26 protein-coding genes, 1 other RNA gene and 1 pseudogene are annotated in these 24,369 nt (G+C 42.8%); 26 read left to right on the forward strand and 2 right to left on the reverse strand.

Features of this window, described 5'->3' with window-relative positions:
* Positions 1-101 precede the first annotated feature (101 nt).
* The 3 genes from FFL34_RS09240 (at position 102) to FFL34_RS09250 (ending at position 4,049) form a co-directional block, all read left to right on the forward strand.
* Positions 102-1,328 (forward strand): dicarboxylate/amino acid:cation symporter, encoded by a 1,227-nt coding sequence (locus FFL34_RS09240; RefSeq protein ID WP_138603202.1) that lies wholly within the window; start codon positions 102-104, stop codon positions 1,326-1,328.
* Positions 1,329-1,660: 332 nt separating this feature from the next.
* Positions 1,661-3,376, forward strand: coding sequence for an acetate--CoA ligase (gene acsA, locus FFL34_RS09245; RefSeq protein WP_138603203.1), 1,716 nt, complete (start codon positions 1,661-1,663; stop codon positions 3,374-3,376).
* 154 nt (positions 3,377-3,530) lie between these two features.
* Positions 3,531-4,049, forward strand: a complete 519-nt coding sequence (locus FFL34_RS09250) for a type 1 glutamine amidotransferase domain-containing protein (RefSeq protein WP_138603204.1) — start codon at positions 3,531-3,533, stop codon at positions 4,047-4,049.
* 37 nt (positions 4,050-4,086) lie between these two features.
* Here the strand turns inward: FFL34_RS09250 and FFL34_RS09255 are convergent, their stop codons facing one another.
* The gene (locus FFL34_RS09255) at positions 4,087-5,379 is read right to left on the reverse strand and encodes a glycoside hydrolase family 18 protein (RefSeq protein WP_138603205.1); all 1,293 of its coding nucleotides are present in this window, start codon (positions 5,377-5,379) and stop codon (positions 4,087-4,089) included.
* A gap of 152 nt (positions 5,380-5,531) precedes the next feature.
* On the opposite strand from FFL34_RS09255, the gene tadA reads away from it, so the two are divergent.
* The 18 genes from tadA (at position 5,532) to rsmI (ending at position 17,775) form a co-directional block, all read left to right on the forward strand.
* Entirely contained in the window at positions 5,532-6,014 is a 483-nt protein-coding gene (gene tadA / locus FFL34_RS09260; RefSeq protein WP_138603206.1) for a tRNA adenosine(34) deaminase TadA, read from the forward strand.
* A gap of 129 nt (positions 6,015-6,143) precedes the next feature.
* Positions 6,144-6,409, forward strand: an RNA gene (ffs, locus tag FFL34_RS09265) — signal recognition particle sRNA large type.
* Between the two features lie 196 nt (positions 6,410-6,605).
* Positions 6,606-8,297: a DNA polymerase III subunit gamma/tau gene (gene dnaX, locus FFL34_RS09270; RefSeq protein ID WP_138603207.1), complete on the forward strand. Its 1,692-nt coding sequence runs from the start codon at positions 6,606-6,608 to the stop codon at positions 8,295-8,297.
* A gap of 32 nt (positions 8,298-8,329) precedes the next feature.
* Positions 8,330-8,644 carry a YbaB/EbfC family nucleoid-associated protein gene (locus FFL34_RS09275; RefSeq protein WP_138603208.1) on the forward strand — a complete coding sequence of 105 codons (315 nt, stop codon included), beginning with the start codon at positions 8,330-8,332 and terminating at the stop codon, positions 8,642-8,644.
* A 333-nt stretch (positions 8,645-8,977) separates the two neighbouring features.
* Entirely contained in the window at positions 8,978-9,574 is a 597-nt protein-coding gene (gene recR, locus FFL34_RS09280; protein ID WP_138603209.1) for a recombination mediator RecR, read from the forward strand.
* Positions 9,575-9,593: 19 nt separating this feature from the next.
* Complete coding sequence (locus tag FFL34_RS09285; RefSeq protein WP_138603210.1) at positions 9,594-9,812, forward strand: YaaL family protein; 219 nt, start codon at positions 9,594-9,596, stop codon at positions 9,810-9,812.
* Between the two features lie 71 nt (positions 9,813-9,883).
* Entirely contained in the window at positions 9,884-10,150 is a 267-nt protein-coding gene (locus tag FFL34_RS09290; RefSeq protein ID WP_138603211.1) for a pro-sigmaK processing inhibitor BofA family protein, read from the forward strand.
* A 184-nt stretch (positions 10,151-10,334) separates the two neighbouring features.
* Positions 10,335-10,526, forward strand: a complete 192-nt coding sequence (locus FFL34_RS09295) for a sigma factor G inhibitor Gin (protein ID WP_138603212.1) — start codon at positions 10,335-10,337, stop codon at positions 10,524-10,526.
* A gap of 79 nt (positions 10,527-10,605) precedes the next feature.
* The gene (locus FFL34_RS09300; protein ID WP_318279648.1) at positions 10,606-12,027 is read left to right on the forward strand and encodes an aminotransferase class I/II-fold pyridoxal phosphate-dependent enzyme; all 1,422 of its coding nucleotides are present in this window, start codon (positions 10,606-10,608) and stop codon (positions 12,025-12,027) included.
* A 19-nt stretch (positions 12,028-12,046) separates the two neighbouring features.
* Entirely contained in the window at positions 12,047-12,697 is a 651-nt protein-coding gene (gene tmk, locus FFL34_RS09305; protein WP_138603214.1) for a dTMP kinase, read from the forward strand.
* The gene (locus FFL34_RS09310) at positions 12,694-13,023 is read left to right on the forward strand and encodes a cyclic-di-AMP receptor (RefSeq protein WP_138603215.1); all 330 of its coding nucleotides are present in this window, start codon (positions 12,694-12,696) and stop codon (positions 13,021-13,023) included. The genes tmk and FFL34_RS09310 overlap by 4 nt, the downstream gene beginning before the upstream one ends.
* A gap of 106 nt (positions 13,024-13,129) precedes the next feature.
* Positions 13,130-13,570 (forward strand): YaaR family protein, encoded by a 441-nt coding sequence (locus FFL34_RS09315; RefSeq protein ID WP_138603216.1) that lies wholly within the window; start codon positions 13,130-13,132, stop codon positions 13,568-13,570.
* A gap of 25 nt (positions 13,571-13,595) precedes the next feature.
* Positions 13,596-14,585, forward strand: coding sequence for a DNA polymerase III subunit delta' (gene holB, locus FFL34_RS09320; RefSeq protein WP_138603217.1), 990 nt, complete (start codon positions 13,596-13,598; stop codon positions 14,583-14,585).
* Between the two features lie 5 nt (positions 14,586-14,590).
* The gene (locus tag FFL34_RS09325) at positions 14,591-15,418 is read left to right on the forward strand and encodes a PSP1 domain-containing protein (RefSeq protein WP_138603218.1); all 828 of its coding nucleotides are present in this window, start codon (positions 14,591-14,593) and stop codon (positions 15,416-15,418) included.
* Between the two features lie 14 nt (positions 15,419-15,432).
* Positions 15,433-15,777 carry a DNA replication initiation control protein YabA gene (gene yabA, locus FFL34_RS09330; RefSeq protein WP_138603219.1) on the forward strand — a complete coding sequence of 115 codons (345 nt, stop codon included), beginning with the start codon at positions 15,433-15,435 and terminating at the stop codon, positions 15,775-15,777.
* A gap of 118 nt (positions 15,778-15,895) precedes the next feature.
* Positions 15,896-16,639 (forward strand): tRNA1(Val) (adenine(37)-N6)-methyltransferase, encoded by a 744-nt coding sequence (locus tag FFL34_RS09335; protein ID WP_138603220.1) that lies wholly within the window; start codon positions 15,896-15,898, stop codon positions 16,637-16,639.
* Positions 16,629-16,922: a GIY-YIG nuclease family protein gene (locus tag FFL34_RS09340; protein WP_138603221.1), complete on the forward strand. Its 294-nt coding sequence runs from the start codon at positions 16,629-16,631 to the stop codon at positions 16,920-16,922. The genes FFL34_RS09335 and FFL34_RS09340 overlap by 11 nt, the downstream gene beginning before the upstream one ends.
* Positions 16,900-17,775: a 16S rRNA (cytidine(1402)-2'-O)-methyltransferase gene (rsmI, locus tag FFL34_RS09345; RefSeq protein ID WP_138603222.1), complete on the forward strand. Its 876-nt coding sequence runs from the start codon at positions 16,900-16,902 to the stop codon at positions 17,773-17,775. Before FFL34_RS09340 ends, rsmI begins: the two co-directional genes overlap by 23 nt.
* A 244-nt stretch (positions 17,776-18,019) precedes the next feature.
* On the opposite strand, the gene FFL34_RS09350 is transcribed toward rsmI, so the two are convergent.
* Positions 18,020-18,298, reverse strand: coding sequence for an AbrB/MazE/SpoVT family DNA-binding domain-containing protein (locus FFL34_RS09350; RefSeq protein ID WP_138603223.1), 279 nt, complete (start codon positions 18,296-18,298; stop codon positions 18,020-18,022).
* Between the two features lie 271 nt (positions 18,299-18,569).
* On the opposite strand from FFL34_RS09350, the pseudogene metG reads away from it, so the two are divergent.
* The 5 genes and pseudogenes from metG (at position 18,570) to rsmA (ending at position 24,259) form a co-directional block, all read left to right on the forward strand.
* A pseudogene (gene metG, locus FFL34_RS09355) lies at positions 18,570-20,527 on the forward strand (methionine--tRNA ligase).
* A gap of 14 nt (positions 20,528-20,541) precedes the next feature.
* Positions 20,542-21,318, forward strand: a complete 777-nt coding sequence (locus FFL34_RS09360) for a TatD family hydrolase (RefSeq protein ID WP_138603224.1) — start codon at positions 20,542-20,544, stop codon at positions 21,316-21,318.
* A gap of 230 nt (positions 21,319-21,548) precedes the next feature.
* Positions 21,549-22,748, forward strand: coding sequence for a G5 and 3D domain-containing protein (locus FFL34_RS18930; protein WP_138603225.1), 1,200 nt, complete (start codon positions 21,549-21,551; stop codon positions 22,746-22,748).
* A 67-nt stretch (positions 22,749-22,815) separates the two neighbouring features.
* Complete coding sequence (gene rnmV / locus FFL34_RS09370; RefSeq protein WP_138603226.1) at positions 22,816-23,385, forward strand: ribonuclease M5; 570 nt, start codon at positions 22,816-22,818, stop codon at positions 23,383-23,385.
* Positions 23,378-24,259 carry a 16S rRNA (adenine(1518)-N(6)/adenine(1519)-N(6))-dimethyltransferase RsmA gene (rsmA, locus tag FFL34_RS09375; RefSeq protein ID WP_138603227.1) on the forward strand — a complete coding sequence of 294 codons (882 nt, stop codon included), beginning with the start codon at positions 23,378-23,380 and terminating at the stop codon, positions 24,257-24,259. The genes rnmV and rsmA overlap by 8 nt, the downstream gene beginning before the upstream one ends.
* Positions 24,260-24,369 lie beyond the last annotated feature (110 nt).

The following is a 24,369-nucleotide window of genomic DNA, read 5'->3' on the forward strand; positions in this document are numbered from 1 at the left end:
CTGCTGGGAGCTTCCCTCATTACGATTTGCCATTCTTAACACACGTGATTTATTCCATACAGTAAATTTATTCAAACCTCTTCATGAAAGGAACATGCAGCATGACATTGACAAAAAAAATTCTTATTGCACTTGTTCTAGGTGTGTTTGCTGGAATTGGTTTCAGCCTTGTCCCGGGGGATATATTCTCCGCAATTGATGTATACGCCTTAAACCCAGTTGGTCAGATATTCTTGAATTTAATTATGATGCTGGTCGTACCTATTGTATTTGTTTCCATTGTCCTTGGTGCTGCCGGGCTTGGGGATCCACTGAAGCTTGGAAAAATCGGAATTCAGACAGTTGCCTTTTACCTGGTAACAACAGCGGTTGCGTTGGCTATTGGTGTGGGTATGGGCTATTTGTTAGAACCGGGTCAGGGAGGCGATTTCAGCATTGGGGAGAATAACTATGAAGAACAGTCTGCCCCCCCAATTATGGATACGCTGATTAACATTATCCCGGAGAATCCAATCAATGCGATGAGCAGCGGCGATATGCTGCAGATTATTGCTTTTGCTGTTTTTATTGGTGTGGCACTTGCTGCACTTGGAGATAAAACCAAGCGAATTCATCAACTATTTGAAGAAGCTAATGATATTTTGATTTATTTAGTTAATCTGGTGATGAAGACTGCCCCGTATGGTGCCTTTGCACTGATTGCATCTGCTATTGGTGATGCAGGATTGAATGGATTAGGTTCCATGGCCATGTATATGGTGACTGTCGTTTTAAGTCTGTTTCTGCATGGTGCTGTTACGTACAGCTTGGCTATATGGGCGCTTGGGAAGGCGAATCCGCTTAACTTTTATAAAGGCTTTTTCCCTGCAATGTCAGTTGCCTTCAGTACATCCAGTTCCAGTGCGACATTGCCTGTTTCCATGAAAATGGCTCAGGAAAAACTCGGTGTAAAAAAATCGATCAGTAGTTTCGTTCAACCGCTCGGAGCAACAATAAACATGGATGGGACAGGGATTATGCAAGCGGTGGCAACGGTATTCATTTCACAGGTATACGCGATCGACCTTGGTTTCAGTGACATTATTATAGTCATTCTTACCGCTACACTGGCAAGCGTCGGGACAGCTGGCGTGCCTGGTGTCGGTTTGGTAATGCTTGCCATGGTCTTGAAACAAGTAGGACTTCCTGTTGAAGGTATTGCGCTGATTCTTGGTGTCGACCGTATATTGGATATGCTTCGGACCTCACTAAACATTACTGGTGATGCCGCATGTGCCTATATCATATCGGAAAGTGACAAACAAAGAGAGGCCAAAAGTTCAGGCTGACAATTACTAATAAAACACCCTTGTGCAGATAAGCATAAGGGTATTTTAAATCTTTATAGAGATAGTAAAGTTCGAGTGATATGCGGAGAGAAGCCTTTTTTGGCAGAGACACAATGAAGATTTTTATCTACTAGTTTTGCTGATAAATCTAGTTTTCTAATAATTTTTGAACCTTATCACTTTAAAATTGTCACAAAATGTTCTAAAATAGAAAAACAGTCACAAAATGTTTGGATAATTTTTTATAGTTGCATAGTTAGTGTGATTCTCTCGTAAATATTTTAGGAAATAATTATTGTAACCGATTGCAAAATCGAGAAAGGGTGATAGGAATGGATATGCAACGTATACCTGCACGAGAAGGGAATTTCAATCTGCAAAACTATGAAAAAATGCGGGAGACTTTTTCCTGGGATGAAATTAAAAAGAACTTTAGCTGGCATGAAACCGGAAAAGTTAATATGGCGTATGAAGCGATTGACCGTCATGCGGAAGATCCAGCCAAGAAAGATAAAACGGCCTTATTGTATTCATCTCCAGACCGCGAGGAAAAAGTGACATTTGATGAATTGCGTCAAAGAAGTAATCAGTTTGCTAATGTGTTAAAAAAATACCATGTTGAAAAGGGCGATCGTGTATTTCTTTTCCTTCCAAGAAGTCCGGAATTCTATGCGGTATTTTTCGGTATTTTGAAAACTGGTGCCATTGCCGGGCCACTATTTGAAGCGTTTATGGAGCAGGCAGTCCGAGATCGTTTACAGGACAGTGAGGCAAGTGTTCTAGTTACAACACCTGATCTCTTAGAGCGGGTTCCACAGGAGGATTTACCTGACCTTGAAAAAGTCGTCCTTGTTGGTGAGAACAATGAAACGTCCGATAAATATATTGACTATGCTAGTGAGATGAAGGAAGCATCCACTGATTTTGCTATTGAGTGGGTGGATCTTGAGGATGGTATGCTGATTCATTACACGTCTGGTTCAACCGGTAAGCCAAAAGGTGTCTACCATGTCCATCATGCGATGATTCAGCATTATGCGACGGCTGAGTGGGTGCTCGACTTAAAGAAGGACGATATTTACTGGTGTACGGCAGACCCGGGCTGGGTAACCGGAACCAGCTACGGCATTTTCGCACCATGGCTTCATGGTGTCACAAACGTAGTCCGTGGGGGGCGTTTCAGTCCTGACGCTTGGTATGGCACGATTGAACAATACAATGTAAACGTTTGGTATACGGCACCGACGGCATTGCGGAAATTAGTCAGTGCTGGTGAGGATGCAGTAAAAAGACATGATTTGTCATCATTACGTCATGTGCTGAGTGTCGGCGAGCCGTTGAATCCGGAAGTAATTACATGGGGGCTACAAGCTTTCGGGTTGCGCATCCATGACACATGGTGGATGACGGAAACAGGTGCACAGCTGATTGTTAATTTGCCCTCAGAAGAAATTCGTCCAGGATCCATGGGGAAACCAATTCCGGGAGTTGAGGCATCGATTGTTGATAATGAAGGTAATGAAGTTCCGCCGTATCAGATGGGTAACTTGGCTATCAAAGCACCATGGCCTGCTATGATGCGGTCAATCTGGAAACGTCCGGAAAAATATGAGAGCTATTTCATAAACGGATGGTATGTCTCCGGTGATAGCGCCTATAAAGACGAGGATGGATATTTCTGGTTCCAAGGTCGCCTGGATGATGTGATTAATACGTCTGGTGAGCGTGTAGGACCATTTGAAGTCGAAAGTAAGCTGATTGAACATCCTGCAGTAGCAGAAGCCGGTGTTATCGGTAAGCCGGATCCGGAACGCGGCGAGATTGTGAAAGCCTTCATCACATTAAACGACGGGTATCAAAGCTCTGATGAATTGCTTGAAGAAATCCGCCAATTTATCAAAACTGGTTTAAGTGCACATGCGGCACCTCGTGAGTTAGAAGTGAAAGAAGGTATTCCGAAAACACGAAGCGGAAAAATTATGCGCCGGTTGCTGAAATCTTGGGAATTAGGATTGCCGACTGGCGATACATCTACATTAGAAACATAAAAAAACGTGGCTGTCATCTTCGGGTGGCAGTCTGTTTTTGAAGGGAAATGGCTGCCATGCAGATTGGTTGTTCGCTCTTTCTTCTGCTACTAAAATAATAAATGGGTCGAGCTAATATGCCCAATTTCACAAATGCTGGAAGGAGTGCGTGTCTATGGGTAAAAAAATAGCAACGGTAATGACCGATATGTTTGAGGATGTGGAGTACACAGAACCGGTACAAGCGTTTAAGGATGCCGGTCATGAAGTGGTAACCATTGAGAAGGAAAAAGGAAAACAAGTAACAGGTAAAAATAAAGAAACGTCCGTTATGATTAATGAGTCCATTGACGATGTAGATCCGAAAGATTTTGATGCATTGTTTATTCCTGGCGGTTTTTCACCAGACATACTGCGTGCAGACGATCGATTTGTGACATTTGCCAGTCACTTTATGGATGAAAAAAAGCCGGTGTTTGCTATCTGTCATGGGCCACAGCTCCTGATTACAGCTAAAAAGCTAGAAGGACGAAAAGCAACAGGTTTCAAATCCATCCAAACAGATATGACCTATGCCGGCGCAAATGTGCAAGATGAAGAAGTGGTGGTTTGCTGCAATCAACTCGTCACAAGTCGTCAACCAGATGATATCCCTGCATTTAACAGGGAAGCATTACAATTGTTGAACAATTAATTAGAAAAATCCCCTTGAACCTCAAGGGGATTTTAACTTATTCCTCCAATTTTCTAACGTTGAAACGGTCTTGTAACAGCAACCAGTTCTGTGGGAAGGCTAGCCCGAGCTTCCAGTAGCTAATTCCTCGCAGTCCAAGTTCCATGATCATTTCGAATTTGGCTTGAATGGATCGTGCATCCTCAAACCATACTTCATGCTTCTCGCCTTGATCGTCGTAATACGTGTAAAATGGTGCCTGTGATTCGTTATCGTACCTGATTGCTGCATGATTAATACGTGCCCGATTTATAGCTTCTTGTGGACTGATTGCTTCAGCTGGTTCGCCATCTTTTTCATAAGGCAATGTCCAGTCATATCCGTACAGGTTTTGCCCCATTAATATTTTTTCAGCGGGCATCACACTTAATGCGAAGTTGATGACTTTACGAACTTCATCTATAGGTGACACGGCTAATGGTGGCCCATAACTGTATCCCCATTCATAAGTCATTAACACGACAAAGTCAGCAATCTCCCCGTGAGCGGCATAATCATGTGCTTCATACCACCCCCCCGTCTGCTGAGCGCTTGTTTTCGGTGCGAGTGCTGTTGACAAGGATAAGCCTTCCTCTGACAGGCGCTGTTTTGTTTTACGTAAAAACTGGTTATAAGCTTCCCGGTCTTCCGGTGGTAAAAATTCAAAATCAAAATGGACCCCGCTAAATCCTTGTTCTTTGGCGACATTAACAATATTATCGAGCAATGTATTTTGTACAGCTTGAACGGTGACAATGATGTGTCCTAGTTCCTTACTGAATTCCTCATCTTCTAAATTAGTCACGACGAGTAGCATCCCTGTATTGTTTTGAGCGGCAATTTGTCTGAAATTATCCAGTGGTGGTGAGGTAAGTGTACCATCACGGCTGACACGGTAGCTGGATGGGGCGATATAGGTTAGATATGGAGCTGTTTTGGTGGCTGCATTTACTAGTGTGTCGGAAACATTCTCCCCGTATGGCTCAATATAAGCCTGAGCGGTGATTTCTCGTTTTAACTGTTCCGGAATATATAGCGTGTATCCAGCAGGCAGCATTTGATTGACTGGGAGTTGATACATTTGCGCTAATTGCTGTTGGTGTATGCCGAATTTTTGCGCAATCGAATACAGACTGTCACCAGGCTGAACAACGTACCATTGCCCAATAATCGGTACGACTAGTGATTGGCCGACAACAAGGTAATTCGGTGTATCAAGTTCGTTTGCTTCTACCAGTTCGTCTATAGTTGTGCCATATAAGTTGGCAATTCTATACAGTGTGTCCCCTTGCTGAACAACATGAATTTGCAAGAAAGTTCCCTCCCTCGGATGTATCCTATTCAAACAATATGTCTTAATGAAGGTAGATATACCTCCTGTATGAACGATTATACTGTTCGATTTCTTGGAAAATGGGTTAAACTAGCTTTAAGTGTCAATTATTGCGAGGTGTCATAATTTTTATGAATGATACAACATATATGTGGGAAGCGATCAAACAGGCAAAAAAAGCAAAAACAATAAATGAAGTTCCAATCGGGGCAGTCATTGTTTACGAAGGCGACGTGATTGCCACAGGGTATAATATTCGGGAAACATCCCAGACGACATTATCACATGCGGAACTTATAGCCATTAAACAGGCCAATCAGGTAATTGGCAGCTGGCGGCTGGAGGACTGTACATTATATGTAACGCTTGAGCCTTGTCCAATGTGTGCCGGTGCGATTGTACAATCACGGATTAAGCGGGTTATATATGGTGCCCCCGACGCTAAAGCCGGTTGTGCCGGGACGTTGATGAACCTGCTTACTGATGATCGGTTTAACCACCAGGCGGAAGTTTCCGGTGGTATATTGGAAATGGAATGTAGCAGTCTTTTAACTGACTTTTTTCGGGAGCTGCGGAATCGAAAAAAAACGAATGAAAAAAAGCGTGGCATATGATAATGGTTGTTTTCGTAAACGTTATTTTTTATGTAGAACACAGTTCGTATACGTCCTACTACTGTAAAATGTAACCATTCCGTCATTTCTGATTGCATTTTACACAGATAGCAAGTATAATAATTATTGCCGTGCTAAGCGGGGAGGTAGCGGTGCCCTGTACTCGCAATCCGCTATAGCGAGGCCGAATTCCCATTCGAGGTCAGGCGTCTTTAAGGTCTGACTTAAGGGATTGGTGTTGACGCCCAGGTCCTGCGCAACAGGAACCCATGAACCCTGTCAGATCCGGAAGGAAGCAGCAGTAAGTGGTTATTCCTGTGTGCCGCGGGGAAGCCTGAGCCGAGCCATGAACTTGAGTAACGCTTAGGGATGTTTGATCAACAATGGGTGCACGGTTACATATCATTGCAAGGCTGCATCAGCGCTGTTAAAGTTAGCTGGTGCAGCTTTTTTCATTCTGGTGGCTTTGATCAATAAACAGGTCGCCTTTCTCGGGTAACGGTTTTTGATATAGATGGTCCATAAAGGTTCACATTTACCCCTGACATCGAGTATAATTTAACTAGAATTTATAAAGGGGAAGCATTCACTATGAGCTATCAGGCATTATACCGTGTATGGCGGCCAAGACAATTTCAGGATGTTGTCGGACAAACCCATATTACCAGAACATTACAAAATGCCATTGTGCAGCAAAAATTTTCACATGCCTACATCTTTTCCGGCCCCCGAGGAACCGGCAAAACAAGTGCGGCTAAGATTTTTGCGAAAACAATCAATTGTGAGAGAGCGCCTGTTCAAGAACCTTGTAACGAATGTGCTGCCTGCCAAGGTATTCAAGATGGCTCGATTTCCGATATCATCGAAATGGATGCTGCGTCGAATACAAGTGTTGAGGATATACGAGAAATACGCGACAAAGTAAAATACGCTTCAAGCACTGTTCCTTTCAAAGTGTATATCATTGATGAAGTGCACATGATTTCTACAAGTGCGTTTAATGCACTGCTGAAGACATTGGAAGAGCCACCGAATCATGTCGTGTTCATTCTCGCAACAACCGAGCCTCACAAAATTCCGCTGACCGTTGCATCAAGGTGTCAGCGTTTTGATTTCAAGCCGATTACTAGCAAAACAATCGTTGAACGTATGCATACGGTTGTCGAAGCAGAAAATATAACTGTATCATCTGAAGCACTAGAAACTATTGCATTGGCAGCTGAAGGTGGTATGCGCGATGCATTAAGCATTCTTGATCAGGCTATTTCGTACAGTGATGAGCGTGTCGAACTGGAAGATGTTCTAGCTGTCACAGGTGGTGTGGCACAGGGACTTTTAACAGATATTGTGCAGTCGATGCACGAGCGCAATGTACAGAAGGCTTTGTCTTTGCTTGATGATTTGATTAAAAATGGTAAAGACCCGGCACGCTTTGTGTATGATCTCATCTATTTTTTACGAGATTTGCTGCTATATAAAAGTGCCCCCTCTTTGGAAGGCATTCTCGAACGGGCGATGGTGGATGATTATTTCAAACAGCTTGCCGAAGATGTTTCCAACGACTGGATTCAAGGGGCAATTACCCACCTGAATCAGTGCCAACAGGAAATAAAATGGACGAACAGCCCGAAAGTGTTTATTGAAATTGCGCTTCTGACCGTTGCTAATAAACAGGAACATCAGGCTTCTGAAGCAAACGGTGGAGATGCAACGGACGTCACAAAGCTAGTAAATAGACTGGAACAACTGGAAAAGGAATTGGCTATGCTAAAAGAAGCACCGCCAGAAGCAAAGCAACCGTCTCAGCAAAATGAGCCAAAGCGTCCGAAACCAAGATCATCCAAAAACAGTTATAACGTACCATATGATAAAATCCGGCGCGTGCTAGATGCAGCTGAACGGCCACTTTTAAAAGAAGTGCAGTCGCAATGGGCTTCCTTTTTATCGCAATTGAAATCAACCAGTGCCCCTGCTCATGCAACAATCCAGGACAGTAAGCCGGCAGCTGCATCGCAGGAGGCACTGGTCGTCCAATTTAAATATGAAATTCATTGTTCTCTTTTCCTCGATAATCAGCATACGGCTGAATCCGTTTTAAAAAATGCCACAGGAAGGGATTGGACAATTATACCAATTCCAGTGAATGACTGGCAGCAATTGCGCAATGAATATATAAATAAGCAAGAGAAATCCTCTACAGAAGAAACGAGTCAAGCGAAGGATCCATTGGTTGAAGAAGCCAGGAAGCTTGTTGGCGATGACCTTTTGGAAATCCATGACTAAACATAGATTATATTTTTAAGGAGGCGTTTCCTATGAAAGGAAATATGAATAACATGATGAAGCAGATGCAGAAGATGCAGAAAAAAATGATGAAAGCTCAGGAAGAACTGCACGAAATGACGTTTGAAGCATCAAGTGGCGGTGGAATGGTCACCGTTGTGGCAAATGGAAAAAAAGAAATAACCGATGTGCAGATTTCAGAAGAGGTTGTTGATCCGGACGATGTTGATATGCTACAGGACCTCGTTCTAGCGGCAACGAACGATGTACTTAAACAGATTGATGATAAAACAAACGATACCATGGGCCAATTCACGAAAGGAATGAATATGCCTGGAATGTTCTAACGTCTGAACAAATATGATGATTGACCTTGTAGAAAAGCTCCGGAATTCGCTCTGAAAGTGAGTGTGAGTTTCGAGTTTTTCCAAAAAATAAGGAAGTATAAAATTAAGGCTATATAGCTGATATCCAGGTAAGCCATGTCCAGCTTCGACGTTCAGGACGTACTAGTGCCGGCGTTGGCACAGGATGTGACGGTTTTGGCCTGCTGCAAGGACGCTTACGTTTTTCTCATAACGTCAGAAGGTTATAAAATATGGATGACCTTATAAGAAAAGCTTCGGCACTCGCTATAAGGCGAGGCGAATGCCGAGCTTTTCTCATAGGAGGTACAAGAGATGTATTATCCAGAACCGATTTCCAAACTGATTGACAGTTTTACAAAATTGCCAGGGATTGGACCGAAGACGGCTGTCCGGCTGGCATTTTTTGTGCTGAATATGAAAGATGATGATGTGCTGGATTTTGCTAAATCATTGGTTAATGCGAAGCGTGAATTAACCCATTGTTCCACGTGCGGGCATATTACCGACCAGGATCCGTGTGCCATTTGTCAGGATACATCAAGAGATAGCACCATTATTTGTGTTGTGCAGGATCCGAAAGATGTCATAGCCATGGAAAAAATGAAGGAATATAACGGGAAATACCATGTGCTGCATGGGGCTATCTCCCCGATGGATGGAATCGGACCCGAGGATATTAATGTCCCGGACTTAATTAATCGGCTGAAGGATGAGGGAGTGGAAGAACTGATCCTTGCGACCAATCCGAACATTGAAGGGGAAGCTACTGCGATGTATATTTCTCGCCTTGTTAAACCGTCAGGCATCAAGACGAGTCGAATTGCACATGGGCTTCCGGTCGGTGGTGACTTGGAATACGCAGATGAGGTAACCCTGTCCAAAGCTTTGGAAGGTAGGAGAGACCTCTAGCACACAATCAGGTGATGATATGAACAGGAAAAAGAAAAAGCGGGAAGTAGATGAACAATTGCTTGATGCGATTGTGGAAATGGAAAGTAGCTGGAAACAAATTCAAGAAATAATAGAGAAAAGTATTGAACCGACAGAAGAAATATTTTATATGCAAAATCTGACCAGAGCAAACTACTTATTTTTATTACGTGAGGCAAAGTGGCGGAAAATCAGTGCAATTAGGTATAATAAGTAGATAGTAAGTTCTTTTTTTGGACTCCTTTTCATATATAAATAGAAAGGGACAAGGAAAAGGAGTGGTTCGGATTGAGTTCGACACTGGTTATATCGATAATGGTAGCATTGATTGTCATTTTATTACTTGCAGGTGCTCCTATAAAACCGATGCGTTTCATCGCAAACAGTACGGTGAAATTAGGGATTGGGATTCTGTTCCTGTTTTTCTTTAATGTGTTCGGGGCGGCAATAGGGCTGCATATTCCAATTAATTTCTTCACAGTAGTGATATCCGGGTTCTTAGGTTTATTCGGACTAGCTTCACTTGCTGCCATTCAATTGTTTATCATACCGTGACTGCTATTTTGCGTTGATGTCTGCCACCGATGTCGGCTTTAGGGTAAAGAAAAAACCTTTGCTGCATATACTGTAACATCCTACAAATTCCAAATAATTTTCTATTAAAAATTTCAATGATTGCAAGATTATTATGTATAAGATTCGTTAGATTAGGAGATACTAAGCTAACGGAGGTGGGGACATGGAACAAAAAGTTATGACAGAACGTTGCGGTATTTGTGAAGAGGAAAAGGAACGGGGTATTCATTTGTATAAAATGTTTATTTGCCGTGAATGTGAGACGAATATGATCCAGACAGAACCACGAGAAGAAAAATACCGTTACTATTTGCAGAAGTTAAAAAATGTTAATCGGCCAACACTATATTCCTAGTAATCACTCGGGGTCTCCTTGCAAAAATTCTTGCAGGGGCCTTTTTTATTGGAATAGAATATAGTCAAAGGGTGGATAAATGATGAAAGCGAATCAGGCAAAAATACCATTATATGAATTATTGAAAAGAATGGCACGTTCCAATCCAATCTCCTTCCACGTTCCCGGACATAAGAACGGCAGTATTTTTCCAAAACAGGCCCGGCCATTTTTTGAATCTATTTTACCATTTGACATGACGGAGCTGACAGGTCTGGATGACTTGCATGCACCACAGGGTATTATCGCTGAAGCGCAAGATTTGGCTGCTTCTTTTTTTGGAGCTGACGATTCGTATTTTCTTGTTGGTGGTAGCACGGCTGGAAATCTGTCAATGATCATGAGTGTTTGTTCTCCAGGGGATCAAATCATCGTACAGCGCAACAGTCACAAATCCATTATGAACGGGCTGGAATTGAGTGGCGCTCGGCCAGTGTTTGTGGCACCGGAATTTGATGATGCAAAAGGTCGCTACACTGCGCCAAGTATCCCTACAGTTCAGGAAGCACTGAGGCAGCATTCGAAAGCGAAAGCGGTCGTTCTAACGTATCCGGATTATTTTGGTGGAACATTTGCACTTAAAGAAATGATTGACCTTGCCCATGCATACCATATACCAGTGCTTGTTGATGAGGCACATGGCGTCCATTTTTCATTGAAGGGCGGTCTTCCAGCATCTGCGCTGGAACTCGGGGCAGATGTCGTTGTCCAGTCGGCCCATAAGATGGCACCAGCGATGACGATGGGTTCCTATTTACATGTTCGGTCTTCTTTGGTTGCAGCTAGTTCTATTGCGCATTATTTGCAAATGCTGCAGTCGAGCAGTCCGTCGTATCCAATTATGGCGTCACTTGACTTGGCACGTCATTATTTGGCTAATTTAACAGCAAGGGATTTGGAATTAATTATCGAGAGTACGACTCATGTCAGGGATATACTGGCAAATAGTGAACTGTGGGATGTCTTGTCAGCTGATGATCCGCTGAAAATCACATTGCAGGCACAACGCGGCATGAGAGGGGACATGTTGGCCCAGGCATTAGAAAAAGAAGGGGTTATCCCTGAGCTTTCTACGCATAATCAAGTTCTATTGATACACGGGCTTGCCCCCTTTACAGAAGCTGATTATGTAAAAAATGCTGTCAAAAGGATAGATGCACAATTAAAATTAACGGCGAATCATGATATAATAGATGTAGATAAATTATTTACCGAAAACATAACAACGCTTGAGTTGGATTACCAAACGATGCAGCAGTGTCAAAGGGCTCAAGTTCCATTGCGGCAATCTGCAGGCTATATAGCGGCAGAGGCAATTACGCCATATCCACCTGGGATTCCCATGATTCTAAAGGGTGAGCGAATTACCGAAAAACACTTAGAATTGGTGAGACAGCTACTTAAGCAGGGTATCTCTATCCAGCATCGAGATATTTCTAGAGGTATCAGCATTTTTCAGTAACATAAAGGAGCAACCAGACGTGAACGGATATTTTATAACATTTGAAGGTGGCGAGGGTGCCGGCAAGTCTTCCATTCTGCAGGCGGTTGCCGGAAAGCTGTCAGAAGGAGGATATGACGTTTTGGCGACCCGTGAACCGGGGGGCATTGATATAGCCGAAAAAATACGCCAGGTCATTCTTGATAAAACACATACAGCAATGGATGCGCGAACCGAAGCACTTTTGTATGCGGCGGCAAGGCGACAGCATTTGGCTGAAAAAATTTTACCTGCCCTTAATGAAGGAAAAGTGGTACTATGTGATCGCTTTATCGACAGCAGTCTTGTTTACCAAGGTTATGCGAGAGGAATTGGGATGGATGAAGTATTTGCGATTAATCAGTTTGCCATTAGAGACGTGTTTCCGGATATGACATTATTTTTCGATATTCCACCTACAAAAGGGCTGGCACGCATTACAGCAAATGAAAACCGCGAGCGAAACCGCCTTGATATGGAGAATATCCGGTTTCATGAAATGGTTTATGAAGCGTATCAGATGCTCTTATCACAATTTCCTAAACGTATACAGACAATTGATGCAGATCAACCATTTGAGCAAGTTGAGGCAAATGTAATGAAAGTATTGCATTCAGGCTTACAAAAGCATGTAGAGGAGGAGAAACAGTGAAATTAATTATCGCAGTTGTCCAGGATAAGGATACGAATCGCCTTGTTGATGCCCTGGGCGAGGAGAATTTCAAGATAACCAAGCTGGCAACAACAGGTGGCTTTCTAAAGGAAGGAAACACGACATTGATGATTGGTTGTGAAGACCAATATGTTGACCATGCGTTGGATGTTATTAGGGACAACTGTTCCAAACGCGAGCAAATGGTGGCGCCAATTTCACCGATGGGTGGTAATGCAGATTCGTACATCCCTAAACCAGTGAAGGTAGAAGTTGGCGGCGCAACGGTATTTATTCTACCAGTTGAACAATTCATGCAGTTTTAAGCATAAAGAAAACTGCGGTAGTAGGAAGATTGGCTAACCCATCACACGACGTGATGGGTTTAGCCTGCAAGGGCGCTTGCACCTTTGTTCAAAGGGGTTGATTCACATGAAGGTGAATACAGATATACAATCACAAGTCGAATCCACAACTAAAAAACAGCGAGCATCCGCCACTGGAAATCGTGCCTTTCAAAACATGGTCCAATCCCAGACACAAGTACTGAAACAGCAGGAACTGGATCGACTGATGAAGGATATAACGGTACAAGGGGATAAACTAGCTCGATTTCGTTCCTTCCGTGACATGGTTAAATTTAAAAGGCTTGTTAAATCATTTTTAAAGAAAACGGTATACAATGGCCTTGACTTGCAGAAGTCACATGATTTCAGCATGAATGGAAAGAGTCGCAAACTCGCGATAGTGAAGGAAGTGGATGACAAATTGATTGAAATCACCGAGGACATTATGAATCAGGAAAAGAAAACAGTAGATTTACTTAATCTGATTGGAGAACTGAAAGGCCTGTTAGTCAATTTGTACACGTGAGTTTAGAAAATGAGGGATAGGACGAATGAAAACATGGTCACAAGTAGCTGAAGTTCAGCCACTAGCAAGCAAAATTATTACCAACAGCATTAACAGAGATCGCTTATCCCATGCCTATCTTTTTCAAGGTGAACGTGGAACTGGAAAGGATGAGATTGCGCTATTACTTGCAAAGTCTATCTTTTGTCCGAATCGGTCCGGTGTCGAACCTTGTCAAGACTGTCATGCATGTAGACGGATTGACTCGGGAAACCATCCTGATGTTCATTGGATTGAGCCTGACACACAGTCCATTCGAAAAGAACAGATTGAGCACCTGCAAAAAGAATTCACCTATTCCGGACTCGAATCGGATCGGAAGTTTTATGTCATTAAGGGTGCGGAGACGCTGACTGTGAATGCAGCCAATCGAATTCTGAAGTTCCTTGAGGAGCCAGCTACACAAACGACTGCTGTGATGCTGACAGAAAATAGCCAGGCAGTCATATCCACTATCCGTTCGCGCTGTCAAATCATTGACTTGAAACCGCTTCACCCAAAAGCTTTTCAGAATCAGTTGATAGAGCATGGCATCAACAGGTCAACCGCTGTCTTACTAAGTGCACTAACCAATAATCTTGATGAGGCAATTGCCTGGAGTGAGGATGACTGGTTTGCGCAGGCACGAAAACGAATGGTACAATTAATAGAAATGATTCGAGTCAATCCGAATGATGTATTTTTGTTTCTGCACCAAGAGTGGATGCCGCATTTTAAAGAGCGTGCACAGCAGGAACAAGGATTGGATTTGCTGATGTTGGCATTTAAAGATATATTATATTGCCATATCGACAAAGAAGAGGATTTGATCATTTTTTCGAAGGGTGATGAGAAACTCGAAAACCTGGTGATGTTCTTTTCACAGGAGAAATTGCTGGATATATTGAACAAACTACTTGATGCCAAACGCAAACTCAAACAAAATGTCAATCCGACACTTGTGATGGAACAGCTCACCGTTCAAATACAGGGGTGATAGCAATGATTGAAGTGATTGGTGTCCGTTTTAAAAAAGCGGGTAAAATATATTATTTCGACCCGGGTGACAAGGAAATAGAAACCGACAGCTATGTTGTTGTCGAAACGGTGCGCGGAATTGAATTTGGCAAGGTTGTCATTAAGAATAGACAGGTGGATGAGGAAGATGTGGTTCTTCCGCTCAAAAAAGTGATTCGGGTGGCAACAGAGGAAGATAAGCAGACAGTTGTGGAAAACCAGGAGCTTGGTGATAAAGCCATGCAAATATGCTCCGCGAAAATCAAGGAACATGAACTGGATATGAATCTGGTCGAAGTGGAGTATACGTTTGATCGAAATAAAATTATTTTTTACTTCACGGCTGATGGTCGGGTTGATTTCCGGAATCTTGTAAGGGATTTGGCAGCAGAGTTAAAAACACGTATTGAACTACGGCAGATTGGTGTCCGTGATGAAGCAAAAATGCTCGGCGGTATCGGACCATGTGGCAGGTTGCTTTGCTGCTCCACGTTTTTGGGTGACTTTGAACCGGTATCGATTAAAATGGCGAAGGATCAAAACTTATCGCTTAATCCTGCTAAGATATCCGGATTGTGTGGACGTCTCATGTGCTGCCTGAAATACGAAAATGATGATTATGAAGCTGCCAAGCGTGAATTGCCTGATATGGGAGAGCATATTGCCACACCATATGGGCATGGGAAGGTAGTCGGGCTAAACATTGTCGAGAGGGTCATTCATATTGAAATACCGGAAAAAGAACGCACTATTGAGTATACGTTGGATGAAATGATTGATGAAGGAATCATTGCAGCACAGGCCACAGAGTAGTGGGGTGATTAAGCTTGTCAAAAAGGCAGATTTTCGACCAGGTTTCAGATATGGAAACACAAATCGGAGAACTATATGAACAGCTTGGTGATTTGAAGGGAAAGCTACGTGACCTTCTTGAAGAGAAGCACCGGCTGGAAATGGAAAATTACCATCTGCGGAACCGTCTGGAACAAACGGAAGACGCGCCGGTACATACCGAAACTGGTAAGGATACCAAAAGCATACCAGGGGAAGGTTATGACAATCTGGCAAGACTGTATGAAGAGGGATTTCATATTTGCAATGTTCATTTTGGTACACCAAGACGGGAAGAGGATTGCCTGTTCTGTCTTGAATTCCTAAACAAAACTAAATGATTATAATTGTCAATACGCAACTAATTGACTGAATAGATAGGCGTTTGAAACTCTTTAAGTAAGCTGTCTCTATACTGCAGAGGCAGCTTTTGTATCATGGATTGAACGGATGTGAACAATGGCAGCATTAAATGATGACGAACGAATTGATTACTTACTGGCGGAAGACCATATGCATATCATTCAGAGTTCCGAGGTTTTTTCCTTTTCGCTTGATGCCGTTTTGCTGGCTCATTTCGCGTATGTGCCAATCAAAAAAGGTCATATTCTTGATTTATGCACTGGTAATGGTGTTATTCCATTACTGCTGTCTCGGCGTACAAATGCGTCAATCGTTGGTGTTGAAATTCAAACGCGGCTTGCTGATATGGCCAAGCGTAGTGTGGAATTAAATAATCTCGATGACCGGCTCACCATGATTCACGGTGATCTGAAGGAGATGAAGACGGAATTGGGTCATAGTACCTTTGATGTGGTTACTTGCAATCCGCCTTATTTTCCAACGCCAGCTGAAACGGAACATAACGATAATCCACATTTAACTGCTGCAAGGCATGAAGTGTACTGTACACTGGAGGATGTGGTGAAAGCCTGCAAGTTGCATGTGCGACCGGGAGGTAAGGTTGCCATGGTTCATCGCCCTGATAGACTGGTGGACATCATTTTCCTGTTTCGCCAGTACCGAATCGAACCGAAACGAGTCCGGTTCGTCTATCCGAAGTATGGAAGAGAAACTAATATGCTGTTAATTGAAGGGACTAGGGACGGCAAAGAAGGACTGACGATTTTGCCTCCATTATATATTTATCATGCAGATAACACGTATACGAAGGAAGCTGAGGGAATCATATATGGAAAATAATGAACATATCGTTTATATCTTAAAATGCGGTGATGATACGTTTTACACTGGGTATACCAACGATTTGGAAAACAGGGTAAAAATGCATGAAGATGGCAAAGGTGCAAAGTATACACGGGGGCGCGGACCATTTCAGGTGGTATTTGTTGAAAAGTTTTCAACCAAAGAGGAAGCATTACAGAAGGAATACCAAGTGAAACAGCTACCCCGTAAGGAAAAAGTGAAACTGATTAGGGAGAAGCTGAAAGAAGTGATGCAATATGCAAATTCAGAGGAGTTTTGACGGGCAAGCTGAGGGTACTGTCTACATTGTTCCAACCCCGATTGGGAACTTGGACGATATTACAATACGGGCGCTTAAAACGCTGGAAAACGCGGATGTTATTGCTGCGGAAGATACAAGGAATACAAAGAAGCTACTTAATCACTTTAATGTACCTACCCCGCTTTTAAGCTATCATGAACATAATAAGAAAAGCCGGGAACAGCAATTGCTCGACCGCCTGGAAAATGGGGAGGCGGTTGCGCTTGTCAGTGATGCGGGGATGCCATCTATTTCTGACCCTGGCGAGGAGCTCGTGCAAGCGGCCATTGAGGCAAGTTATTCGGTGGTCGTTTTGCCAGGTGCCAATGCTGCATTATGTGCCCTCGTTGGCTCAGGTCTGCCTGCAGGGGAGTTTTTATTCTATGGATTTTTGCCGAGAAAAAAGAAGGATAAGATAGCTGAATTGGAACGACTGAAGTATAAGCAGGCAACGTTACTTCTATATGAATCACCGTATCGCGTGAAGGATACGCTTAAATCGTTACACGTAAACCTTGGCAATCGCCGGATCACACTAGCTAGGGAATTAACTAAAAGATTTGAGGAGTATGCCAGGGGTACCGTGGAAGAACTGATTGCATGGGTCGATTCAGTGGAATTAAAAGGGGAATGCTGTCTGGTGGTCGAAGGTGGCTCCCGTGAAACGGTGCAAAAAAAAGACTTGTGGTGGAGTGACTTATCCATTAACGAGCATGTCAGTCATTATATGCAGACGGACAATTTAGCAAGCAAGGAAGCTATCAAACGCACCGCTACTGACAGGAATCTTGCTAAGCGTGTTGTATACCAGGCATTTCATATCGACAACTAGGACCAACCGGATTCATCTAGCTGGAAAAACAGAAACGCTGGCTAAACTTGGCATGCCCTGGCCAGCGCCGGTACTTGTACGTCGAAGTTGGTCGTAGCTGATTAAGTACTTCAGTTGTTTATACCAACTCAACGATAGTTTCCTAAAAAAGCGGCTGACGTTGTTATATCAATGCGTCAGCCGCTTTTCACACATTCTATGGAGATACAGCAAATTAGTTACTGTTCTACACTGTTTTTTCCGGTTAACGGTTCAATCGTGACTGAATTTCAGTAATAAGTTCTTGTGCTCCCTCCGGACTGAGGACAACCTTTCCATTTGCTAATGATAAATTCTCATCGGATGTCTGTCCGGTGACCTGACATGTCATGTTTGGTTTATATTTTTTCAGTACCACTTGATCGTCATTGATATAGATTTCCAGTGGATCTTTTTCATTGATATCCAATGTGCGACGCAATTCCTTCGGGAGCACAATCCGGCCGAGTTCATCGACTTTGCGCACGATTCCGGTTGATTTCATTTTTTATTCTCCCCTCGAAAGCTCTTTGTTTAACCAATAAAATCTAAGTTCTCACAAAAAAATTCAGCATGTTTCGACACTTGCTTATGGGATATAATACCAACCTCCTTGTTTTCTGTCAATGAATACAACTAAACAATCTGTAAGTTTTTTGGTAAAATAACGCGTATTAGGAGTATGTAGTACTAGTTGCTTGTGTACGGACACCCTGTAATTGGAAAAACTTTAGAAAAAAGCTACAATAGGAATAATGAGATTAGGAGGGAAATCTATGCCAACCAAAGATCAAACGTTCTATATAACAACACCGATTTACTACCCAAGTGATAACCTGCATATAGGCCATGCGTACTCGACAGTCGCCGGTGATGCGATGGCACGGTATAAGCGTCTGCGCGGGTATGATGTCATGTACTTGACTGGCACGGATGAACATGGTCAGAAAATCCAGCGTAAAGCGGAAAAGGCAGGGAAACAACCACAGGCGTATGTTGACGAGGTTGTTAGCGGTATTCAAGACCTATGGAAAAAATTAAAAATAACGAATGATGATTTTATCCGGACTACCGAGGACCGGCATAAAAAGATTGTTGGACAAATTTTTGACCAGCTCGTACAACAGGGGGACATTTATCTGGATGAATACGAGGGCTGGTACTGTACATCATGTGAATCCTTTTTCACTGAACGCCAACTTGATGAAGGCGCTTGTCCGGACTGTGGCAAGCCAGTCGAAAAGGTAAAAGAGGAATCCTATTTCTTCAGAATGAGTAAATATGTGGACAGGCTGCTGAAATTTTATGAGGAAAATCCAGCATTTATTCAACCAGAAGCACGAAAGAATGAAATGCTGAACAACTTTATTAAACCGGGGCTAGAAGATTTGGCTGTGTCACGGACAACGTTTGACTGGGGCATTAAAGTCCCTGGCGATCCGAAGCATGTCATTTATGTATGGATTGACGCATTGACAAACTATATTACAGCGCTCGGATACGGTACGGGCGACGACGAACGGTACCAGAAATATTGGCCTGCCGATGTACATTTAATGAGTAAGGAAATCGTCCGTTTTCACACCATCTATTGGCCAATTATGTTAATGGCATTGGATCTGCCATTGCCGAAAAAAGTGTTTTCTCATGGCTGGATCCTGATGAAAGATGGGAAAATGTCAAAATCGAAAGGGAATGTTGTCGACCCTGTCCAACTGATTGATGTCTATGGCCTTGACGCATTACGTTACTATTTACTGCGCGAGGTTCCATTTGGATCAGATGGTGTCTTTACCCCAGAAGGATTTGTTGAGCGTACGAACTATGACTTGGCAAATGACCTTGGTAACTTGCTGAATCGGACGATTGCCATGATCAGCAAATACTTTGATGGTAAGATGCCTGCTTATGTGCCGGGAGAGACAGATATGAGCAGTCACTGGAAAAACTGCAACAAGAAACGGCTGAAAAAGTAGAGGAAGCTATGGACAGTATGCAGTTCTCCGTAGCCTTATCTTCCTTGTGGCAGCTGATCAGCCGAACGAATAAATATATTGATGAAACGGAACCATGGAAACTAGCTAAAGATGCTACTAACTATGAACGTCTTGGAAATGTCATGGCACATCTTGCCGAATCATTGCGCAAAATTGCAATTATGCTGCAGCCATTTTTGACGGAAGCTCCTGTAGAGATCTTTAGACAAATCGGTGTTAGTGATGATTCACTTAAAAAGTGGGAAAGCATCCGTGAAGATGGAATGCTTCAGGAAGGAACCGTCGTACAGAAAGGTAATCCGATTTTCCCTCGACTTGATGTTGATAAGGAAGTTCAAGCGATTAAGGCAATGATGCAGAAGTCACAGCAAAAGGAAGAAACACCGGAAGAACGGGTGCCGGAGCAGAAAGAAGAAGTTGCTATCGATGACTTCATGAAGTTGGACATGCGTGTTGCGGAAGTTCTGAAAGCTGAGCCAGTAAAGAAAACAGATAAATTGCTAAAGCTGCAGCTGGATGTTGGGACAGATAAACGCCAAGTTGTATCCGGGATTGCGGAGCATTACAAGCCGGACGACCTAATTGGGCGTAAAGTTATCTGTATCACTAATCTAAAACCGGTCAAACTGCGCGGAGAAAAGTCTGAAGGCATGATCTTGTGCGGAGAAGATATCCAAGGACAGCTCGTACTGGCATCAGTTGAACAATCACTGCCGAATGGATCTGTTGTGAAGTAAGAAGGAGTGATGATATGTTAGTTGATACACACGTGCATTTGAATGTGGAACAATTTGCTGAAGACAGAGATGAGACCATTCAGCGTGCGTTTTCTGCCGGTGTTGAATATATGGTCGTTGTTGGTTTTGATCGCGAGACGATCCCACTGGCATTGGAACTTGCTGAACAGTATGAAACGATTTATGCAGCAGTCGGTTGGCACCCGGTTGATGCCATTGACATGCGTGATGAAGACCTGGACTGGATCGAGGAACTCACGCAGCATCCGAAAGTCGTCGCCATTGGTGAAATGGGACTTGACTATCATTGGGATAAATCACCGAAAGATGTACAGAAGGAAGTCTTTCGTAAGCAAATTGCGCTTGCTAAAAAAGTGAACATGCCAATCGTCATTCATAACCGGGAAGCGACAGAGGATATAATAGATGTGCTGCATGAAGAAAATGCAAAGGACGTTGGCGGCATCATGCATTGTTATAATGATGACGCCAAGTATGTTCCGACCTTTCTTGATATGAATTTTTACATATCACTAGGTGGACCGGTTACGTTTAAAAATGCAACCTTGCCTAAGGATGTGGCTGTTGAGGTGCCGCTTAACCGGCTGCTGGTTGAAACCGATGCGCCGTTTTTAGCACCACACCCGAATCGAGGTAAGCGAAACGAGCCGGCTTATGTGAAACTCGTTGCTGAAAAAATTGCCGAACTTCGGGGTATGTCATTCGATGAATTAAGCAGTATGACGACAGAAAATGCGTTTACATTCTTCCGATTTGGCGATAAAGCATGAAACTTGTTGTAAAATGTATGTAATAAAATTAACCATTAAGAGGCTGACAATTTTTCGTCGGCCTCTTTTTATTTGGGCTTAAAGACTGACACATCAGGGGTTTCCAAAGTTTGTCATACGATAGACATGATTTGTAATCCAACTGTAAAGGAAACGTAAACGGAATTTCGTTGCAATTGCATAGGTCTGTTAATATAATCAAAGTCGCAGTGAAAGGAGGCAAAAAAAGCATGCGAGTATTTTCAAAGCTTTTGCCAAAATTGACCTGGAAACAGCTTTTGTCTGGCGTAGGTATGATAGCACTGATTGCTTTTTCCGGATTAATGGTTTTTGAGACAACAAAAACAGAAGTAACACTGACGGAAAATGGGGAAGAGCAATCAATTAAGACCCATGCAGACACGGTTGAAGAATTACTGGCCGAATCAGGAATAACGTATGAAGAACAAGACGCAATCAATCATAAATTAAATACACCAGTGAAAAATGGTATGAATATTACATACGATGAAGCAAATGAAGTTACCGTTAAAGTTGATGGAGATGAAAAGCGTTACTACACAACAACTGATACTGTTGGCGAACTCCTTAAGGATGAAGGCATTCAATTAACCAAGCATGATAACATGTCACTTGATAAGGATGCATCAGTTGAGGATGGTATGACAATCGCTATCGATAAGGCATTTCAGGTGACGGTCAATGATGGTGGTGACAAAGAAAGAGTCTGGACGAACGGCGGAACGGTCGAACATCTATTGAATGAACAAGAAATTGAACTTAATAAATTAGATAAGATCAAACCAGCAAAGGATAAAAAAGTTAAAAAAGATACACCTGTAATCATCACCCGTATAAAAAAAGTGACAGAAGAAGTAAAAGCACCGATTGACTATCAAGTAGAAAAGCGAGAAGACAGTAGTCTGGCTAAAGGGAAACGACACGTCATCGCTAAAGGAAAAGAAGGACTTGTTGTCAAAGAATATGAAGTGACGAAAGAAAACGGCAAAGAAATTAACCGTGAGTTGATTGATAAAACGGTAAAACGCAAAAGTGAAAGCCGGATTGTCGCAATCGGCACTAAGGTGAGCGAACAGAATTTGACGACGCTTTCCGATAAAAGCAGTTCCGACAAAAGTGGAAAAGTAATGTATATGAACGCTACTGCTTACTCGTCAAACTGTAGCGGATGTTCTGGTATAACCGCTACTGGAATCAATCTGAACAAGAACCCGAATAAAAAGATCGTTTCTGTTGATACGAGCGTCATTCCGTTGGGCACGAAAGTATGGATAGAAGGCTATGGCACTGCGATTGCCGCGGATACAGGTTCACACATTGTCGGAAATCGGATTGATTTACATTTTCCAAGTCGATCATCTGCATTGAATTTTGGACGGAAAACGGTTAAAGTTAAGGTACTTGATTAATATAGGAAATTGCTCCTGTCATGGTATAGTGACAGGAGCATTATTGTTCAGGAAGAGGAAAATAAACGTGAAAATTAAAGAAGTTATCGTAGTTGAAGGAAGAGATGATACAGCGAGACTTAAGCAAGTTGTTGAAGTCGATACCATTGAAACAAATGGGTCTGCTATTAACAACACAGTTATAAAACAGATACGGCATGCACAGGCTAAACGTGGTGTTATTATTTTTACCGATCCGGACTATCCAGGTAGTCGAATTCGTCATATTATTGACAATAACGTTCCCGGCTGCAAACATGCCTTCTTGCCGCGTCATGACGCTCGTGCGAAAAATGAGCATAATAAAAGTCTTGGAATTGAACATGCATCACCTGAGGCATTAAGGCATGCACTCAGGAATGTGCATACAGTGGCTGGCGATGATGAACCAGTGGAGATTACTAGAGACGATTTGGTTGAGGCTGGTCTGATTGGTACTCCGGATGCTGCTAATCGGCGGGAACGCCTTGGCAAGCTGCTTCAAATCGGTCATACGAACGGTAAGCAGCTGCTGAAGCGCTTATCCATGTTCCGGATTTCTAAAGGCCAATTCATCCAGGCGATGAATCAGGTATTGCAGGAGGAAGACGATGAATGAAAAACCGATTGCAACCCCTAAGCGAACGGCAGAAATTCTTCATAAATATGGGTTTTCTTTCAAAAAAAGTTTAGGGCAAAACTTTATTATTGACACCAACATTCTTCAAAAGATTATACATTCAGCAGGTATTCATAAAACGTCCGGTGTGATAGAAGTGGGGCCTGGCATAGGCGCATTAACCCAACAACTGGCTATAGCAGCTGATAAAGTAGTTGCCTATGAGATTGATCAACGACTACTTCCAATTTTGAAGGATACCTTGCAAGATGTTAGTAATACGATGATTATTCATCAGGATATTCTTGAAGCAGATGTAAGAGCGATGATAAATGATCACTTCAACACAGGTCAGCCGGTTCATGTCGTTGCCAATCTCCCTTATTACATTACAACACCTATTCTCATGAAATTGCTGCGTGAGAAATTGCCGGTTGCCAGCTTTACGGTTATGATCCAGAAAGAGGTGGCTGCACGTATGGCTGCCGAACCCAATAGTAAGCAATATGGATCACTAACTATTGCAGTCCAGTATTATACGGATGCTGAAGTAGTCATGAACGTCCCTAGAAATGTATTCATGCCACCGCCGAATGTTGACTCCAGTGTGTTAAGGCTCACAAAAAAAGCAGAGCGACCTGTAGAGATTGATGATGAGGAATATTTTTTCACGTTGGTACAGGCGTGCTTTGCACAACGACGGAAGACGCTGCGTAATAATTTGCTGCGCCACTTTGGTGATGCGGTTGATAAAGACACCATTTCATTGGTGCTCAACGAAATTGATATTGACCCGGCGAGGCGTGGTGAATCACTTAATATGACGGAATTTGCCGCGATGGCTAATGCATTTTACCGGAAATTTAAAAACTGACTACGTAAATGCAGGCTAGGATAAAAGCATAGACTCTAAAGAAAAATCCGAATGATGATTCAATTGAATCATCATTCGGATTTTTTATTGTACAAAGATGAATCAATTTC

The sequence above is a fragment of the Lentibacillus cibarius genome (assembly GCF_005887555.1).
Taxonomy (GTDB): domain Bacteria; phylum Bacillota; class Bacilli; order Bacillales; family Amphibacillaceae; genus Lentibacillus; species Lentibacillus cibarius.